The organism is Bradyrhizobium sp. CB82, assembly GCF_029714405.1.
Classification (GTDB): domain Bacteria; phylum Pseudomonadota; class Alphaproteobacteria; order Rhizobiales; family Xanthobacteraceae; genus Bradyrhizobium.
Genome location: NZ_CP121650.1, coordinates 5,166,639 through 5,181,108, shown reverse-complemented (window position 1 = coordinate 5,181,108; position 14,470 = coordinate 5,166,639). Strand labels below are relative to the sequence as shown.

Sequence of the window (14,470 nt, the reverse complement as noted above, 5' to 3'; positions counted from 1 at the left end):
CAAGATGGCCGCAAGCATGACATCGGCGGCTCCAGAGATTTCGTCACCGGTCGGCGTCATCGCCGGCGGCGGCGCCATGCCTTTTGCGGTTGCGGAGTCGCTCGCCGCGCGTGGCATCGCGCCGGTGCTGTTTCCGCTGCGCGGCGCCTGCGATCCGGTCCAGGTGGAAAAATTCCGACATCGCTGGATCTCGGTCGGGCAGCTCGGCCGCGCCATGCGGCTGTTTCGCGAAGAGGGCTGCCGCGACCTGATCTTCATCGGCACCTTGATGCGGCCGTCGTTGTCGGAAGTGCGCTTCGATCTCAAGACCCTCCGGCTTCTCGGGCATGTCGCCCGCGCGTTTCGCGGCGGCGACGATCATCTGCTCTCCGGCGTCGGCCGCATGCTCGAGCAGGACGGTTTTCGCATGGTCGGAATCAAGGACGTCGCGCCCGATCTCCTGATGCCCGAGGGCTGCATTACCCGCGCCTGGCCGGCAGACAACGCCAGGAGCGACATCGAGCGCGGCCGCGCGGTGCTGGCGGCGCTCAGCCCGTTCGACATCGGCCAGGCCGTGGTCGTGATCGACGGCCATGTGGTCGCGGTCGAGGACATCGAGGGCACCGACGGGTTGCTGCAGCGCGTGGCGCGGCTGCGCAGCGAGGGCCGCATCCGCGCGGCGAGCGGGCGCGGCGTGCTGGTGAAGGCACCGAAGAGCGGACAGGATTTGCGCTTCGATCTGCCGACGATCGGCCCGCGCACCATTGAAGGTGTCGCCAGCGCTGGCCTTTCGGGCATCGCCGTGATCGCGGGCAACACCATCGCCGCCGAGCCGCAGGCGATGATCGAGCTGGCGGACGCCAACTATCTCTTCGTCATGGGTTTGCAAGCGTGATGCCGGGGCGCGATCCAAAGCGGAAGATTTTTCTGATCGCCACGGAGGAATCCGGCGACCGGCTCGGGTCTGCGCTGATGAAGGTGCTGCGCCAGCGGCTTGGCGATGGCGTGCAATTCGAAGGGGTCGGCGGCCGCACCATGGTGCGCGAGGGCCTCAACTCGCTGTTTCCGATCGAGGAGATGTCGATCGTCGGTCTGGTTGCGCCGCTATTGCAATTGCCGAAGATGTTGCGGTTGATCCGTAATACCGCGGATGCCGTGACGGAAGCTGCGCCCGACGTGCTCGTCATCATCGACAGTCCCGATTTCACCCATCGCGTCGCCCGCCGCGTCCGCGCGCGCAATCCGCACGTACCGATCGTCGACTACGTCTCGCCCTCGGTCTGGGCCTGGCGGCCGGGCAGGGCGCGGGCCATGCTGTCCTATGTCGATCACGTGCTTGGCCTGATGCCGTTCGAACCCGAGGAATATCGCAAGCTCCGCGGCCCGCCCTGCAGCTATGTCGGCCATCCCCTGATCGAGCAATTGTCCTCGCTGCGGCCGAATGCGGAGGAGCAGCAGCGCCGCGACGGCGAGCCGCCGGTGCTGCTGGTCTTGCCCGGCAGCCGCCGCAGCGAGATCAGGCATCACCTCGACGTGTTCGGCGCGGCGCTCGGCGGGTTGCAGGCTACAGGCCAGTGTTTCGAATTGGTGCTACCGACCATGTCGCATCTCGAACCAACGGTGCGCGAGGGCATCGCGAGCTGGCAGGTCAAGCCGCAGATCGTGGTCGGCGAAGCCGAGCGGCGTGCCGCGTTCCGGGGCGCGCGCGCCGCACTGGCGAAATCTGGCACGGTGACGCTGGAGCTTGCGCTGTCCGGCATACCCATGGTGACGGCCTATCGCGTCGGCGCGATCGAGGCCTTCATCCTGCGCCGCGCCATCCGCGTCCCCTCGGTGATCCTCGCCAATCTCGTGATCGGCAGGGAGGTGATCCCCGAGTTCTTGCAGGAGGACTGCACGCCGGAGAACCTTACAGAGGCGCTGACCGAGGTCTTGACTGACTCTCCGTTGCGCCGTCAGCAGGTCGAGGCCTTCGCCCAGCTTGACACGATCATGTCGACCGGCAACAAGCCACCAAGCGTGCTGGCGGCGGACATCGTGCTGGCGACGATGCGCGGGGGCAGACGAGTGAAGTAGGGCGTCCCAGCATGGCTGCTATTTCATCGTCGGGACAATCCGCAATCGCTGAAAAAGCTCCGCTTAGGCAACATTTGCCGCGCCGGCCGCTTCCTCCGCGGTCTCGGCCAGCGCATCGAGATCGACGATCTCTGGATCGTCCTGACGCGGCTCCTCATTGAAGCTTCCGCTGCCATGGACCTGTATCAGCGTCTGTACACGCCGGGCACTCAGATAATCGACATGCTGATGGCGCAACGCGACCGGCAGCAGCAATGTTGGGAGTCCGACCAACGTGAACGCCGGAACCGTACGCACCTCGTCGCCCTCGCGCCAAAGCAGCGAGCTGAGCGTGTAGATCAATTTTTTCTCTATCACCGGTGAAGGGCCTTGATCCGGTTCGCCCGGCGCGCCGAGGGCGACGTTTGCGTTGCCAGCCCGTGTGCGTACAGCTACGGATCGTAGCTCCCAGCAAATGAGATCAGCGGTGGAGAGAACCTCGCGGCGCATTTCATCCACGCTGGCTGAAAACCTCGTCGCTTCAGGTGGTAGCGCCACCCCTTTTGTGGCAGCCTCCACGAGTGCGATGGCGCTGGAATCAAATCGCGGGACAGCCTGTTCGATGGCCGCCGCCACGGCCAAAATGCTATCTGCCAATTTATTGCGGTCGCGCTGCGCTACCGCTTCAGCCAACGCACGTTCGGTTGAAGCGATCTGCTCGTCGAGCTCCGCGAGTTCGGCGCGCTGTCCCCGGGCGCGATCCTCGACCGAGCGCATCTTGGTTTCCACTCGGTCGAGCTGGCCATCGGTGGCTCCGGCAACCGCCAGCCGCCGGGCTGCGGCGCGTTGCTCTTCAAGCACCTTTTCGGTGAGGCTTAGCCGCTCGGCCATTTTCTGCCGCGCCGACCGCTTCCGCTTCAACGCATTCTCGAAGCTCTCGACCGGGCCTAGCTCACGCTTGAAAAATGCCATGACAACTATCCTCGCGGGTGCGATTAGCCGCCGAATCAGAATGGTCTATTATAGCTGCAAATTCGAACTGGGCTTGTCTAGGCCGCGTCGAAGGCAACCGCGCGATTTGCGCCTGGTGCGAGCCATGGACGGTCGGCTCCGTCATCACCGTGCCGCCCGACAAATCGAGGCTTGGATTTTCTTCGTCCCGCCCCGAGGGCCGGCTGATGCAATCATCACAAACGGAGACGGCGCCATCGCGTTGATGGCGCCGTTTGAAACTTCGAAGCAGCCGACCTACTTCCGCTGGTCGATCGGCACGTAGTCGCGCTTGGTGACGCCGGTGTAGAGCTGGCGCGGGCGGCCGATCTTCTGCTGCGGATCCTCGATCATCTCGCTCCACTGGCTGATCCAGCCGACGGTGCGCGCGACCGCGAACAGCACGGTGAACATCGAGACCGGGAAGCCCATCGCCTTCAACGTAATGCCCGAATAGAAGTCGACGTTCGGGTAGAGCTTGCGGTCGATGAAGTACTGGTCGCTGAGCGCGATCTTCTCGAGTTCCAGCGCGACCTTCAGCATCGGATCGTCGCCATGGCCGATCTCCTTGAGCACGGCGTGACACATCTTCTGCATGATCTTGGCGCGCGGATCGTAGTTCTTGTAGACGCGATGGCCGAAGCCCATCAGGCGGACTTCGCTGTTCTTGTCCTTCACCTTGGCGATGAACTCGGGAATCTTGTCGACGGTGCCGATCTGATAGAGCATGTTCAGCGCCGCTTCGTTGGCACCGCCATGCGCCGGGCCCCACAGGCAGGCGATGCCGGCCGCGATGCAGGCGAACGGATTGGCGCCGGAGGAGCCGGCGATGCGCACCGTCGAGGTCGAGGCGTTCTGCTCGTGGTCGGCGTGCAGGATGAAGATCTTCTCCAGCGCGTCAGCGAGCACCGGGCTGACCTTGTAGTCCTCGCAAGGTACCGCGAAGCACATGTTGAGGAAGTTCGCGGCGAAGCCGAGCGAGTTCTTCGGATACACGAAGGGCTGGCCGACGGTGTACTTGTAGGCCATCGCCGCCAGCGTCGGGATCTTGGCGATCATGCGCATGGAGGCGATCATGCGCTGCTTGGGATCGTTGATGTCGGTGGAGTCGTGATAGAAGGCGGCAAGCGCGCCGACGGCCGCCACCATGATCGCCATCGGATGGGCGTCGCGGCGGAAGCCCTGGAAAAAGCGGGCCATCTGCTCGTGCACCATCGTGTGGTGCGTAACGCGGTAGTCGAAATCCTTCTTCTGGGCCGGCGTCGGCAGATCCCCGTAGAGCAGCAGGTAGCAGGTCTCCAGGAAGTCGCCGTGCTCGGCGAGCTGCTCGATCGGATAACCGCGGTATTCAAGCACGCCGGCGTCGCCGTCGATATAGGTGATCTTGGACTGGCAGCTCGCGGTCGAGGTAAAGCCCGGATCGTACGTGAAGAGACCGGATTGGCCGTACAGCTTGCCGATGTCGACGACGTCAGGCCCAACGCTGCCGCTCAGGATCGGGAGATCGTAATTCTTGTTTCCGACCGTCAGCGTTGCGGTTTTTGTGGATTTTGCGTCCATCGTAAGTCCCCGATGAATTGTGAAACGGGCCGGACCTGCTCGTCCCCCATCAGATGGCGGGGCAAGCCGGATATTCCAGAAGGTACGGGTGAGATGGGTATATTATTGCTGTGTGCGCTGCAAGGTGGGCACCGCACAGGATTTATGTCGTAGACTGATCCTTGAGGCGGCCGAGGCTTTCCTGGCGTCCCAGGACGTCCAAAACCTCGAAAATGCCGGGCGAAGTGCTGCGCCCCGTCAGGGCGGCCCGCAGCGGCTGGGCGACCGCGCCGAGCTTGAGATTATTTTCCTCGGCGTAGGCGCGCAACGCGGCCTCCGCGGTGGCCGCACTCCAGCTCTCGACATTCTCCAGCGCGGAATGGAGCCGGCCGATCAGCGCGCGGTTCTCCGACGTCAGCAGGGCCGCCGCCTTGGGATCGAGCTCCAGCGGGCGGTCGGCGAAGATGAAATAGGCGCCGTCGATCAGCTCGATCAGCGTCTTGGCGCGCTCCTTCAGGCTCGGCATAGCCTTCAGAAGCTGCGCACGCGTGGCGTCATTCAGTTTGGCCTTGAGCCCGGCACGTCCCGGAACGTGGTCAAGCACGTCCTCGAACATCTTCACGAGCGACTGATCGTCCGCGTTACGGATGTAGTGGCCGTTGAGGTTCTCGAGCTTGGCAAAATCGAAGCGCGCAGCGGCTCGGCCGACGCTGGCGAGGTCGAACGCCGCGATCATCTCGGCGGTTGAAAAGATCTCCTGGTCGCCGTGGCTCCAGCCAAGCCGGACGAGGTAATTGCGTAGCGCGGCTGGCAGATAGCCCATGGCGCGGTAGGCATCGACGCCGAGCGCGCCGTGCCGCTTGGAGAGCTTTGAGCCGTCCGGGCCGTGGATCAGCGGAATGTGCGACATGCTCGGCAGCGCCCAGCCCATCGCATCGTAGATCTGCTTCTGGCGCGCGGCGTTGATGAGATGATCGTCGCCGCGGATCACATGGGTGACGCGCATGTCGTGGTCGTCGACCACCACCGCGAGCATGTAGGTCGGCGTTCCATCGCCGCGGAGCAGGACGAGATCGTCGAGGTTCTCGTTCTGCCAGACCACGCGGCCCTGCACCTGGTCTTCGATCACGGTCTCGCCGGTCTGTGGCGCGCGCAGCCGGATCGTCGGCTTGACGTTCGCGGGCGCGGTTGCCGGATCGCGGTCGCGCCACATGCCGTCATAGAGGCGGGTGCGCCCCTCGGCGCGCGCCTTCTCGCGCATCGCGGCGAGCTCCTCGGCGGTGGCGTAGCAGTGATAGGCCTTGCCGTCGGCGAGCAGCTGCTCGGCCACCTCGCGGTGGCGGGCGGCGCGGCTGAACTGGTAGATCACCTCGCCGTCCCAGTTGAGCTCCAGCCATTTCAACCCGTCCAGGATGGCGCCGATCGCCGCCTCGGTGGAGCGCTCGCGGTCGGTATCCTCGATCCGGAGCAGCATCTTGCCGCCGTGCTTCTTCGCGTAGAGCCAGTTGAACAGCGCCGTGCGGGCACCCCCGATATGGAGGAAGCCGGTCGGCGAGGGGGCGAAGCGGGTGACGACGGAATCGGTCATGAGTGGAACGGCCTATGCATTGGAGGCGGTGGTGTATAGCAGGAACGGTGCATAACTAAAGCCTGCCGGCGGACCGCTTTGGACGGGGTTGAGGACTTGGCTCAGCCTCCCGAAACTGGCAGAAGGACCGCTGATTTCCCTACAGGATTTTCGGAATGACGACAGAACCGGTGGCGACTGAGGTTGGGCGCGATTTCATTCGTGACATCGTCCAGGCCGATCTCGATGCGGGCAAATACAAGGAGATCGTGACGCGGTTCCCGCCTGAGCCGAACGGCTACCTGCATATCGGCCATGCCAAGTCGATCGCGCTCAATTTCGGCATCGCCGAGGAATTTCGCGGCCGCTGCCATCTGCGTTTCGACGACACCAATCCGGTCAAGGAGGAGCAGGAGTATATCGACTCCATCCAGGCCGACGTGCGTTGGCTCGGCTTCGACTGGGGCGACAACCTGTTTTTCGCCTCGGACTATTTCGACCGCCTCTACGAATGGGCGGAAAAGCTGATCCGCGACGGGCTTGCCTATGTCGACGACCAGACGCAGGAGGAGATCCGTAACTCCCGCGGCAGCCTGACTGAGCCCGGCAAGAATTCGCCGTTCCGCGACCGCTCGGTGGAGGAGAACCTCGATCTGTTCCGCCGCATGAGGGCCGGCGAATTCCAGAACGGCGCGCGTGTGCTGCGCGCCAGGATCGATATGGCTTCGCCCAACATCAACCTGCGCGACCCCGTGATGTACCGCATCCTGCATGCGCATCACCCGCGCACCGGCGACAAATGGTGCATTTATCCGAGCTATGACTATGCACACGGCCAGTCGGACGCGATCGAGAGCATCACCCATTCGATCTGCACGCTGGAGTTCGAGGACCACCGGCCGCTCTACGACTGGTTCATCGAGAAGTTGCCGGTGCCGTCGGAGCCGCATCAGTATGAATTCGCGCGGCTGAACCTGACCTACACGGTCCTGTCGAAGCGCGTGCTGACCCAGCTTGTGCGCGACGGCCATGTCGCGGGCTGGGACGACCCGCGCATGCCGACCATGGCGGGCCTGCGCCGCCGCGGCGTGCCGCCGGCCGCGCTTCGCGAGTTCGTCAAGCGCATCGGTGTCGCGAAAGCCAACAGCGTGGTCGATGTCGGCATGCTCGAATTCTGCATTCGCGAGGAATTGAACCGCACCTCGCAGCGCCGCATGGCGGTGCTGCGACCGCTGAAGGTCGTGATCGAGAATTATCCGGAAGGGCAGGTCGAGGAGCTAGAGGCGATCAACCATCCGGACGATGCGTCCGCCGGCACGCGCAAGATCGCATTCTCTCGCGAGATCTATATCGAGCGTAACGACTTCATGGAGAACCCGCCGAAAAAGTTCTTCCGCCTGTCGCCAGGCAGCGAGGTGCGGCTGCGGTACGCCTATTTCGTCAAGTGTACCGGCGTGATCAAGAACGACGCCGGCGAAGTGATCGAGCTCCGCTGCACCTATGATCCCCTGACCAAGGGCGGCAACGCGCCCGACGGCCGCAAGGTCAAGGCGACGATGCACTGGCTGCCGGCGGCGCAGTCGGTGCGTGCGGAAATCCGCGTCTACAACCAGCTGTTCTCGAACCCGAGCCCGAACGCCGCGAATTTTGCCGCCGACCTCAACCCGCAGTCGCTGGAGATCCTTCCCGACGCGCGGATCGAGAAGTCGGTTGCCGAGAGCAATACGACCGAGCCGATGCAGTTCGAGCGGCAGGGCTATTTCGTGCGCGACAAGGACTCGACGCCGGGCAGGCCGGTGTTTTCGCGGACGATCGGATTGCGCGACACATTTGCCAAGGAAGTCGCCAAGGGGTGACAAGGGCTGACAAGGGCCGCCGCATGCAAGAAGAAGCCGACGTCATCGTTTCGGCCATCATCGCGAAATGGTCCGCCGGCTTCGCAAGGTTAGATGCGGCGGCGCTGTCGTCGCTGTATTCGAGGAACGCGTTCTTCTTTGGCTCCAATCCGAAGCTCTATCGGGGCAGGGACGGTGTCGCCGATTATTTCGACGGCTTGCCGCGCTGGCGTTCGCCAAGTGTTTCGTTCTCGGACGTCGCCTGCGCGCACGTCACGCCTGAGGCGGTCAACATGGCCGCCATCGCCTCGTTCGACCTCGGCGAGGAAGCCCCGCCGCTCTCGGTCAAGATCACCTGGATCATCGTCCGCGAGGACGGCGACTGGAAGATTGCGAGCCATCACGTCTCGTCGCGGGTGCCTTTGATCTAGCAGGGCGCGCGGTCGGCCGGCAGGCCCCTCTGCAGGCCTGCGATCGCCTCAGTCAGTTCGACGGCGAAAAGCGACAGCATGAGGCCCACCATTGGCACTGCCGGAATCAGATATCGCCAGATGTCGAGGGTATGGGCGCCTGCGGCGGTCGCGATCGAAGCCGCCCACATCACGATCACGATGCCCGCGCGCGTCGAAATCGGGGAGCGCCGACGCCGCACAGCGGTCACAGGCCAGAGTATGACGGCGATAACGAAGGCGGCAGACAATGCGCTGAACAGATAGGTGGAGATATCCGGGAGATCGGACAATAGACCGATCTGAACCGGTCCCTCCCGCAGGTCGATCGACTGAGCCGTCCGGTCGTGCCGCGTCATGATGGCGGATACGCGTGGCACGTCGTCGGTTGATACCGGCACGGCTGGGTCAAGTCCGTAGGGCGGCCATGCGACCGAGGCCCCATAGGCCATCTGACGGGCAATCTTGCCCGCGTAGACCAGCGGCCGGTCGCGCACGGCGGCCAGGAAGATGCGCCGGTACGCTCTCGCCGCGCTGACGGCATTTCCGGTCTCGCCGGCGACGTCTCGATCCAGGGTGGAGTCGAAGAGGCACGCGTCGCCAAAGAACCCGAGGACGGGCCAGCGACCCGGCTCCGCAGCGAAGTCGGCGGCAAGCCGCGCCATCGTGGCGTCGGCGCGGGCGCCGGCGGCTGAGGCGATCTCGCCTCGCGCCGCATCGCTTGAAAGCACGATGTTGAGGTGATTGCAGAACAGTGTCTTTGGGACGAACACGACGGAGGCTTCGTCGGAGTTGGAAGCCCCGAACCGCGAACCGGCGGCCAGCAGCGACAGGGCTGCCGCGACGGACACGGCCATCACGGTGAGGCGCGCGGGCGTATCCTGTCGGGTGAGGCTGGTGCCCACCAGAACGGCGACGATTGGAACCAGGGCTCCCTGCGATCTAAAGCACGCCGCGAGCGCAGCGCAGAGGATGGAGACAATGATCGCGCAGCACCGCGCCGTTTTGCCGACGCAGGTGGCAACGAGCAATCCGGCCATTGCGAGATTGAGCAAGACCGCAAAGAGAAGCTCTGCGGTGATGACGTTCCTGAATAGCAGAAGGCCCGGATATGTCGCTACGAGAATGATCGGAACGACCCCGACGGCGCTGCGCGTCGCGACTTGCGCGGTTGCTGCAAGCGCCAGTACCAGAACGGCCCACGCCGCCTGCTGCAGCCGAACCACCGTCCCGAGGCCGCCTCCGAACGCGAATGTCGCGGCCAGGAACGCCGGGTAGCCCGGATCGCGCCCACCTGCCACAGTCGGTTTTCCGGCCTCGAGTGTCCGAAATGCAGATTCCACGAAGGAGGGCGTGTCGCCCCAGATGACCGGGATCGCCGGCCTGACCGACACGACAAGCACCACCAGCAGGGCGGCCCACGCCAGCACTGCCCCCGGGGACGCGGCACCTCCCAGGCAGGCGGCTCCGCCCGTTGTACGCGCTTCATCAATCAGGCTCGGATTGCCGGTCAATGAGCCCTGGCCTTAGATGTCGTAATAGAGATGAAACTCGTAAGGATGCGGTCGCAGCCGGATGGCATCGACCTCCTTCTTTCGCTTGTAGTCGAGCCAGGTCTCGATCACGTCGGCGGTGAAGACGTCGCCGCGCAGCAGGAACGCGTGATCGCGCTCGAGCGCGTCCAGCGCCTGGTCCAGCGATCCCGGCGTCGACCTTACCTCCTTCGCTTCCGCGGGCGGGAGGTCGTAGAGGTTCTTGTCGATTGGACTGCCGGGATCGATCCGCCTGTCGATACCGTCGAGGCCGGCCATCAGCATTGCCGCGAAGGCCAGATAGGGATTGCAGGAGGGATCAGGCGAACGAAACTCGACGCGCTTTGCCCGCGGGTTCGGGGAATACATCGGAATCCGGCAGCAGGCCGAGCGATTACGCTGGGAGTAGACCAGGTTGATTGGCGCCTCATAGCCCGGCACCAGGCGCCGATAGGAGTTCGTTGTCGGGGCGCAAAGCCCGCATAACGCCCAGGCGTGGGTCAACAGCCCGCCGATGTAGTGGCGGCCGAGCTCGCTCAGCTCGGCGTAATCACCCTTGTCGTAGAACAGATTGGTCTCGCCCTTCCACAGGCTCTGATGAACGTGCATGCCCGAGGCGTTGTCCTCGAACAACGGTTTCGGCATGAAGGTCGCGGTTTTGCCATGCTGGTGCGCGGTGTTCTTCACCACATATTTGTAGATCATCAGATTGTCGGCCATGCGGGTGAGGCTTGTGAAGCGCATGTCGATTTCGTTCTGGCCGCCGGTTGCGACCTCATGGTGGTGGGCTTCGATCTGTATCCCCAGGGATTCCATGGTCAGCACCATTTCGGTGCGTAGCGCCTGCATGCTGTCGGTCGGCGGAACGGGAAAGTATCCCTCCTTCGGGCGCGGCTTGTGGCCGAGATTCGGTCCTTCCTCAGAACCGGTGTTCCAGCTGCCTTCGCTGGAGTCGATTGCGTGCATGGCGTAGTTGATGCCTTGGCTGTAGCGTACATCGTCGAAGACGAAGAACTCCGCCTCCGGGCCGAAGTAGCTCGTATCGGCGCGCCCGGTGCCCCCAAGATAGGTTTCAGCCTTCTGGGCGATGTAGCGGGCATCGCGGCTGTAGGATTGGCCGGTCACGGGATCGCGGATGTTGCAGATGAGGACCAGTGTCTTTGCCGGACTGTAGGGATCGACGAACGCCGTCGTCGGGTCGGCGACGACCAGCATGTCGCTCTCCTGGATTTCCTGGAAGCCGCGGATCGACGAGCCGTCGAATCCAATACCCTCCTCGAGAGCATCGACATTCACCGCACCCGGCGGGACGGAAAAATGTTGCCACACGCCCGGCAAGTCAGTGAACCGTAGATCGATCATCTGGATCTTCTCGTCCGTGATCGCCTTCACGAGATCTTCGGCTGTCGCGCAATTCCGGACCATGGCTTCGCTCCTCTGAATGGAGATCAGCAATCTTGCAGATCGCATGGCCGCCCGACCGCAGCAGAGCCGCTTGCGACGGAAATAGCCGACGTTTCTGCGTTGCCACTACCGGCCTTCGGCACCGCGGCATGCGCAGTCGGGCAAGTCTCGTTCACGGCGCGACGCAGCTTCAGCTCTGGTGTGGCCCGCGCATCAGCTTCATGGCGTCTTCGATATGGCGCCAGGTTCTGGCCAACTCGAGTTCGCCCTTCGACTCGAGGTCGATGGCGTTCTGGGCGGCTTCCGCAATGGCCTTGGGGCCATGTGCCTCCAAGAGCTGCCGCGCGTAGTCGTGGATTTCGATTTCTCGCATGGCGCCACCCTTCTCCTCTGCTGGGCGCCACCGTGAAACGGTTGGGGCCGAGGACTGCAGGCGTTGACACCGTCAAGCACAGACAGTCTGCATCCTTACGCCACACATTTGCAAGAGCCCTTCAGGGGGCGGCGGCCGGGATTGGTCGCAGAGGGTTGACCGCCGGCAGCGGCAACACAACGCAGGTCGGACAGATGCAGTCTCTTCGCCGCGCTCCCATCTAACCGGAAGAGGGGAGGTGAGCATCATGCGCATCCAACATTGGCAGGACGTTGCCAGCCTGTTGGTAGGCGTGTGGCTGGTCCTGTCGTCCTTCGTCTTGGACTTGTCCGGGGCGGCTGTCTGGATAACCATCGCGCTCGGGCTCGGCGCCATGCTGTTTGCCATCGAAGCATTTTTCATCCCGTCCTATCTGGAAGAATGGGGAGAAATGCTGCTGGGTCTGGCTCTGGTGCTGGCGCCTTGGACCGTTGGCTATGAGTCGACATCAGCCACGGTGAGCAGCGCGTTGTCCGGCCTATTGGTGATCCTGTTCGGCGGCTGGGAGCTGATGACCGATCGTGACTTCGCCACCTGGTGGCACGATCGCTGGCATCATCCAGCCGCCTGACGAGGGCTGCTGGCCGAACTCTTCGCCGGCCGCCGTCCGCTGGCGGTCAGAGCGGCGAGAATTGGCTCGATCAAGCCTGGCCATGGACCCCGGTGCAGGGCCGCGCGGTCCTCCACCGGGATCAATGCACTACAACGCGGCTCTCGGCTCGATCGGTTGCCAGATGCTGATCTTGCGCGTCTCAGGCATCAGGAAGACCGCGAGCACGAAGCATACCGCTGGCACCACAATCGGGTAGATCAAAGCGTAGCCGATGCTGCCGGTCGCGGCGAATGCCGCCGACGTGATGAACGGCACCAATCCGCCACCCCAGCCGTTGCCGATATGGTACGGCACCGAGACCGACGTGTACCTGATCCTGGCGGGGAAGAATTCCGCCAGGAACGCGCCGACCGGCCCGTAGACCATCCCGACGTAGCAAACGAGGATGAAGATGATGAAGGTCGCGGTCACATAGTTGATGTTTCCGGGCTGCGTGACCGATCCCAGCCACAGATACAGTGGATAGTAGGTGATGGCGGCGAGCAGCATGCCGCCGAGAATGACCGGCTTGCGGCCGATCTGATCCGACAGCCAGCCGAAGAAGATCAGGCTCGGCGTCGCAATGAGCAGCGCGGCTCCCACGATGTAGGCGGAGGTCAGCGCGTCCACCTTGGAAACCTGCTGCAGAAAGTACAGCGCCCAGAACTGACCGCTGTACCAGACCACGCCCTGTCCAATCAGGACCACAATGGCGATCCCGATGTACTTGATGTTCGAGCTGAGGAAGGCCTCCTTCCATGGGTTCCTCGTCATCTGGCCGCGGGCCCTGATCTCCTGGAAGATCGGCGTCTCCTGGAGCTGGAGACGGATGTAGATCGCAATCGCCACCAGCAGGAATGACACCAGGAACGGAACACGCCACGCCCATGCGTCGAAGGCTTCATTGCCAGCATAGGTCCGTGTGAGGATGATCACGGCCAGCGACACCACGATGCCGAGCGTTGGAGAGGTCTGCAGCCATCCGGTGTAGTAGCCGCGCCGATCGTCCGGCACATGCTCGGCGACGTAGGTAATGGCGCCGCCATATTCGCCGCCCAGGCATAGGCCCTGGATCATGCGCAGGCCGAACAGAGCGAACGCGGCCGTCAGGCCGATCGACTGATAGGTCGGGATCAATCCGATCGCGCCCGTGCCCAATCCCATTCCGCTGAGCGTGATGAGAAAGGTGTATTTGCGGCCGACCCGGTCACCCATCCATCCGAACAGGAAGGCCCCCAGCGGACGGATCAGAAATCCTGCGGTGAACAGCGCGATGGTGCTGAGCAGGGCTGCAACCGGGTGGGATTGCTCGAAGAACTTGACCGATAGAACTGCGGCCAGGCTGCCAAAGATATAGAAGTCATACCATTCGATGACGTTTCCCACCGATGCAGCGATGATCACGCGGCGAAAATCGCTCGGTACCTGCATGTGCAACTCCTATGGTTTCAAAACGTGTCCTCGCTTGTTTCAGCGGTCATCTTCTCGCGGGAAGAGCGTGATGCGCGGCGTCGCAGGCGCCAGTTGAGTTGCGTCGGCAACGTCTGATCTCAGGCGCGTTTTCCGTTACCTGAGATGAGCTCCGGCGGCCTGAGAACCGCGAGCCACCACCGCCTTGCCCGTCTGTCGGGGAGGCGGGGAACCGTAGTGTAGTCCCACCAGGGGCTGGCAACTTATGAGACTTTCGGCGCAATCGACCCGACACGGTGCGTTTGCGAAGGAGGTCGCAGGGCTAATTCTTCGCGACTTCTGGTGAGCGGCGAACGGAAAGTGTCTCTCGGGCGTTGTGAGGGGTCCAGAGAAGGATTCCGCCATGCAAAGCATCGCAGAGCATATGGAAGTGATCGGCGCTGACGGCGTCCACATCGGCACCGTCGACCGCGTCGAGGGCAATCGCATCAAGCTGACCAGGAAGGACAGCGGCGAGGGCAGCCATAAGGGCCACCATCACTTCATCGACAAGGGCCTCGTCGCCGACGTCGAGGGCAACAAGGTCCGGCTTTCCGCCAAGGCGGCGGTGGCCGTGACGATGGAGGAGGAAAAGTAGCGGAGTTTCGGCCGGTTCCTCTTCCGTTCCGCTATTCGCGTCCCTGCACCTTCCGGTAGCCTCCACAGC

Annotated in this window: 13 protein-coding genes; 6 read left to right on the top strand and 7 right to left on the bottom strand. The window is 63.4% G+C overall.

Going from position 1 to position 14,470, the window contains the following annotated elements:
* The first annotated feature begins 16 nt into the window (after positions 1-16).
* Positions 17-874 carry a UDP-2,3-diacylglucosamine diphosphatase LpxI gene (gene lpxI / locus QA640_RS25265; protein WP_283035646.1) on the top strand — a complete coding sequence of 286 codons (858 nt, stop codon included), beginning with the start codon at positions 17-19 and terminating at the stop codon, positions 872-874.
* Positions 871-2,055: a lipid-A-disaccharide synthase gene (gene lpxB, locus QA640_RS25260; RefSeq protein WP_283035645.1), complete on the top strand. Its 1,185-nt coding sequence runs from the start codon at positions 871-873 to the stop codon at positions 2,053-2,055. The genes lpxI and lpxB overlap by 4 nt, the downstream gene beginning before the upstream one ends.
* Before the next feature lie 63 nt (positions 2,056-2,118).
* Here the strand turns inward: lpxB and QA640_RS25255 are convergent, their stop codons facing one another.
* From QA640_RS25255 to gltX, 3 genes are all read right to left on the bottom strand, one after another.
* Positions 2,119-3,006: a hypothetical protein gene (locus QA640_RS25255; RefSeq protein ID WP_283035644.1), complete on the bottom strand. Its 888-nt coding sequence runs from the start codon at positions 3,004-3,006 to the stop codon at positions 2,119-2,121.
* Positions 3,007-3,282: 276 nt separating this feature from the next.
* The gene (gene gltA, locus QA640_RS25250; RefSeq protein WP_283035643.1) at positions 3,283-4,584 is read right to left on the bottom strand and encodes a citrate synthase; all 1,302 of its coding nucleotides are present in this window, start codon (positions 4,582-4,584) and stop codon (positions 3,283-3,285) included.
* Positions 4,585-4,726: 142 nt separating this feature from the next.
* Positions 4,727-6,151, bottom strand: coding sequence for a glutamate--tRNA ligase (gene gltX / locus QA640_RS25245; RefSeq protein WP_283035642.1), 1,425 nt, complete (start codon positions 6,149-6,151; stop codon positions 4,727-4,729).
* A gap of 155 nt (positions 6,152-6,306) precedes the next feature.
* On the opposite strand from gltX, the gene QA640_RS25240 reads away from it, so the two are divergent.
* Both QA640_RS25240 and QA640_RS25235 read left to right on the top strand, forming a co-directional pair.
* Positions 6,307-7,986, top strand: coding sequence for a glutamine--tRNA ligase/YqeY domain fusion protein (locus QA640_RS25240; protein ID WP_283035641.1), 1,680 nt, complete (start codon positions 6,307-6,309; stop codon positions 7,984-7,986).
* A gap of 23 nt (positions 7,987-8,009) precedes the next feature.
* Positions 8,010-8,396, top strand: a complete 387-nt coding sequence (locus QA640_RS25235) for a nuclear transport factor 2 family protein (protein WP_283035640.1) — start codon at positions 8,010-8,012, stop codon at positions 8,394-8,396.
* Here QA640_RS25235 and QA640_RS25230 read toward each other — a convergent pair.
* From QA640_RS25230 to QA640_RS25220, 3 genes are all read right to left on the bottom strand, one after another.
* On the bottom strand, positions 8,393-9,844 hold the full coding sequence (locus QA640_RS25230) for a hypothetical protein (protein ID WP_283035639.1): 1,452 nt from the start codon (positions 9,842-9,844) through the stop codon (positions 8,393-8,395). The two genes, QA640_RS25235 and QA640_RS25230, sit on opposite strands and share 4 nt — an antisense overlap.
* A gap of 96 nt (positions 9,845-9,940) precedes the next feature.
* A complete protein-coding gene (glnA, locus tag QA640_RS25225) occupies positions 9,941-11,371 on the bottom strand; it encodes a type I glutamate--ammonia ligase (protein ID WP_283035638.1) in 1,431 nt (476 codons plus the stop codon).
* Between the two features lie 169 nt (positions 11,372-11,540).
* Positions 11,541-11,723 carry a hypothetical protein gene (locus tag QA640_RS25220; RefSeq protein ID WP_028156018.1) on the bottom strand — a complete coding sequence of 61 codons (183 nt, stop codon included), beginning with the start codon at positions 11,721-11,723 and terminating at the stop codon, positions 11,541-11,543.
* A gap of 247 nt (positions 11,724-11,970) precedes the next feature.
* Between QA640_RS25220 and QA640_RS25215 the strand changes: the two genes are divergently transcribed.
* Complete coding sequence (locus QA640_RS25215) at positions 11,971-12,333, top strand: SPW repeat protein (protein ID WP_283035637.1); 363 nt, start codon at positions 11,971-11,973, stop codon at positions 12,331-12,333.
* A gap of 129 nt (positions 12,334-12,462) precedes the next feature.
* Here the strand turns inward: QA640_RS25215 and QA640_RS25210 are convergent, their stop codons facing one another.
* Positions 12,463-13,791 (bottom strand): MFS transporter, encoded by a 1,329-nt coding sequence (locus QA640_RS25210; protein WP_283035636.1) that lies wholly within the window; start codon positions 13,789-13,791, stop codon positions 12,463-12,465.
* A gap of 376 nt (positions 13,792-14,167) precedes the next feature.
* Between QA640_RS25210 and QA640_RS25205 the strand changes: the two genes are divergently transcribed.
* On the top strand, positions 14,168-14,401 hold the full coding sequence (locus QA640_RS25205) for a DUF2171 domain-containing protein (RefSeq protein ID WP_283035635.1): 234 nt from the start codon (positions 14,168-14,170) through the stop codon (positions 14,399-14,401).
* Positions 14,402-14,470 lie beyond the last annotated feature (69 nt).

What these genes read in the sequence shown, in the direction of transcription:
- glnA (WP_283035638.1), bottom strand. Translation starts at nt 11,371, where the DNA reads ATGGTCCGGAATTGCGCGACAGCCGAAGATCTCGTGAAGGCGATCACG.
- QA640_RS25235 (WP_283035640.1), top strand. Translation starts at nt 8,010, where the DNA reads ATGCAAGAAGAAGCCGACGTCATCGTTTCGGCCATCATCGCGAAATGG.
- QA640_RS25240 (WP_283035641.1), top strand. Translation starts at nt 6,307, where the DNA reads ATGACGACAGAACCGGTGGCGACTGAGGTTGGGCGCGATTTCATTCGT.
- QA640_RS25220 (WP_028156018.1), bottom strand. Translation starts at nt 11,723, where the DNA reads ATGCGAGAAATCGAAATCCACGACTACGCGCGGCAGCTCTTGGAGGCA.
- QA640_RS25205 (WP_283035635.1), top strand. Translation starts at nt 14,168, where the DNA reads ATGCAAAGCATCGCAGAGCATATGGAAGTGATCGGCGCTGACGGCGTC.
- gltA (WP_283035643.1), bottom strand. Translation starts at nt 4,584, where the DNA reads ATGGACGCAAAATCCACAAAAACCGCAACGCTGACGGTCGGAAACAAG.
- gltX (WP_283035642.1), bottom strand. Translation starts at nt 6,151, where the DNA reads ATGACCGATTCCGTCGTCACCCGCTTCGCCCCCTCGCCGACCGGCTTC.
- QA640_RS25215 (WP_283035637.1), top strand. Translation starts at nt 11,971, where the DNA reads ATGCGCATCCAACATTGGCAGGACGTTGCCAGCCTGTTGGTAGGCGTG.
- lpxI (WP_283035646.1), top strand. Translation starts at nt 17, where the DNA reads ATGACATCGGCGGCTCCAGAGATTTCGTCACCGGTCGGCGTCATCGCC.
- QA640_RS25255 (WP_283035644.1), bottom strand. Translation starts at nt 3,006, where the DNA reads ATGGCATTTTTCAAGCGTGAGCTAGGCCCGGTCGAGAGCTTCGAGAAT.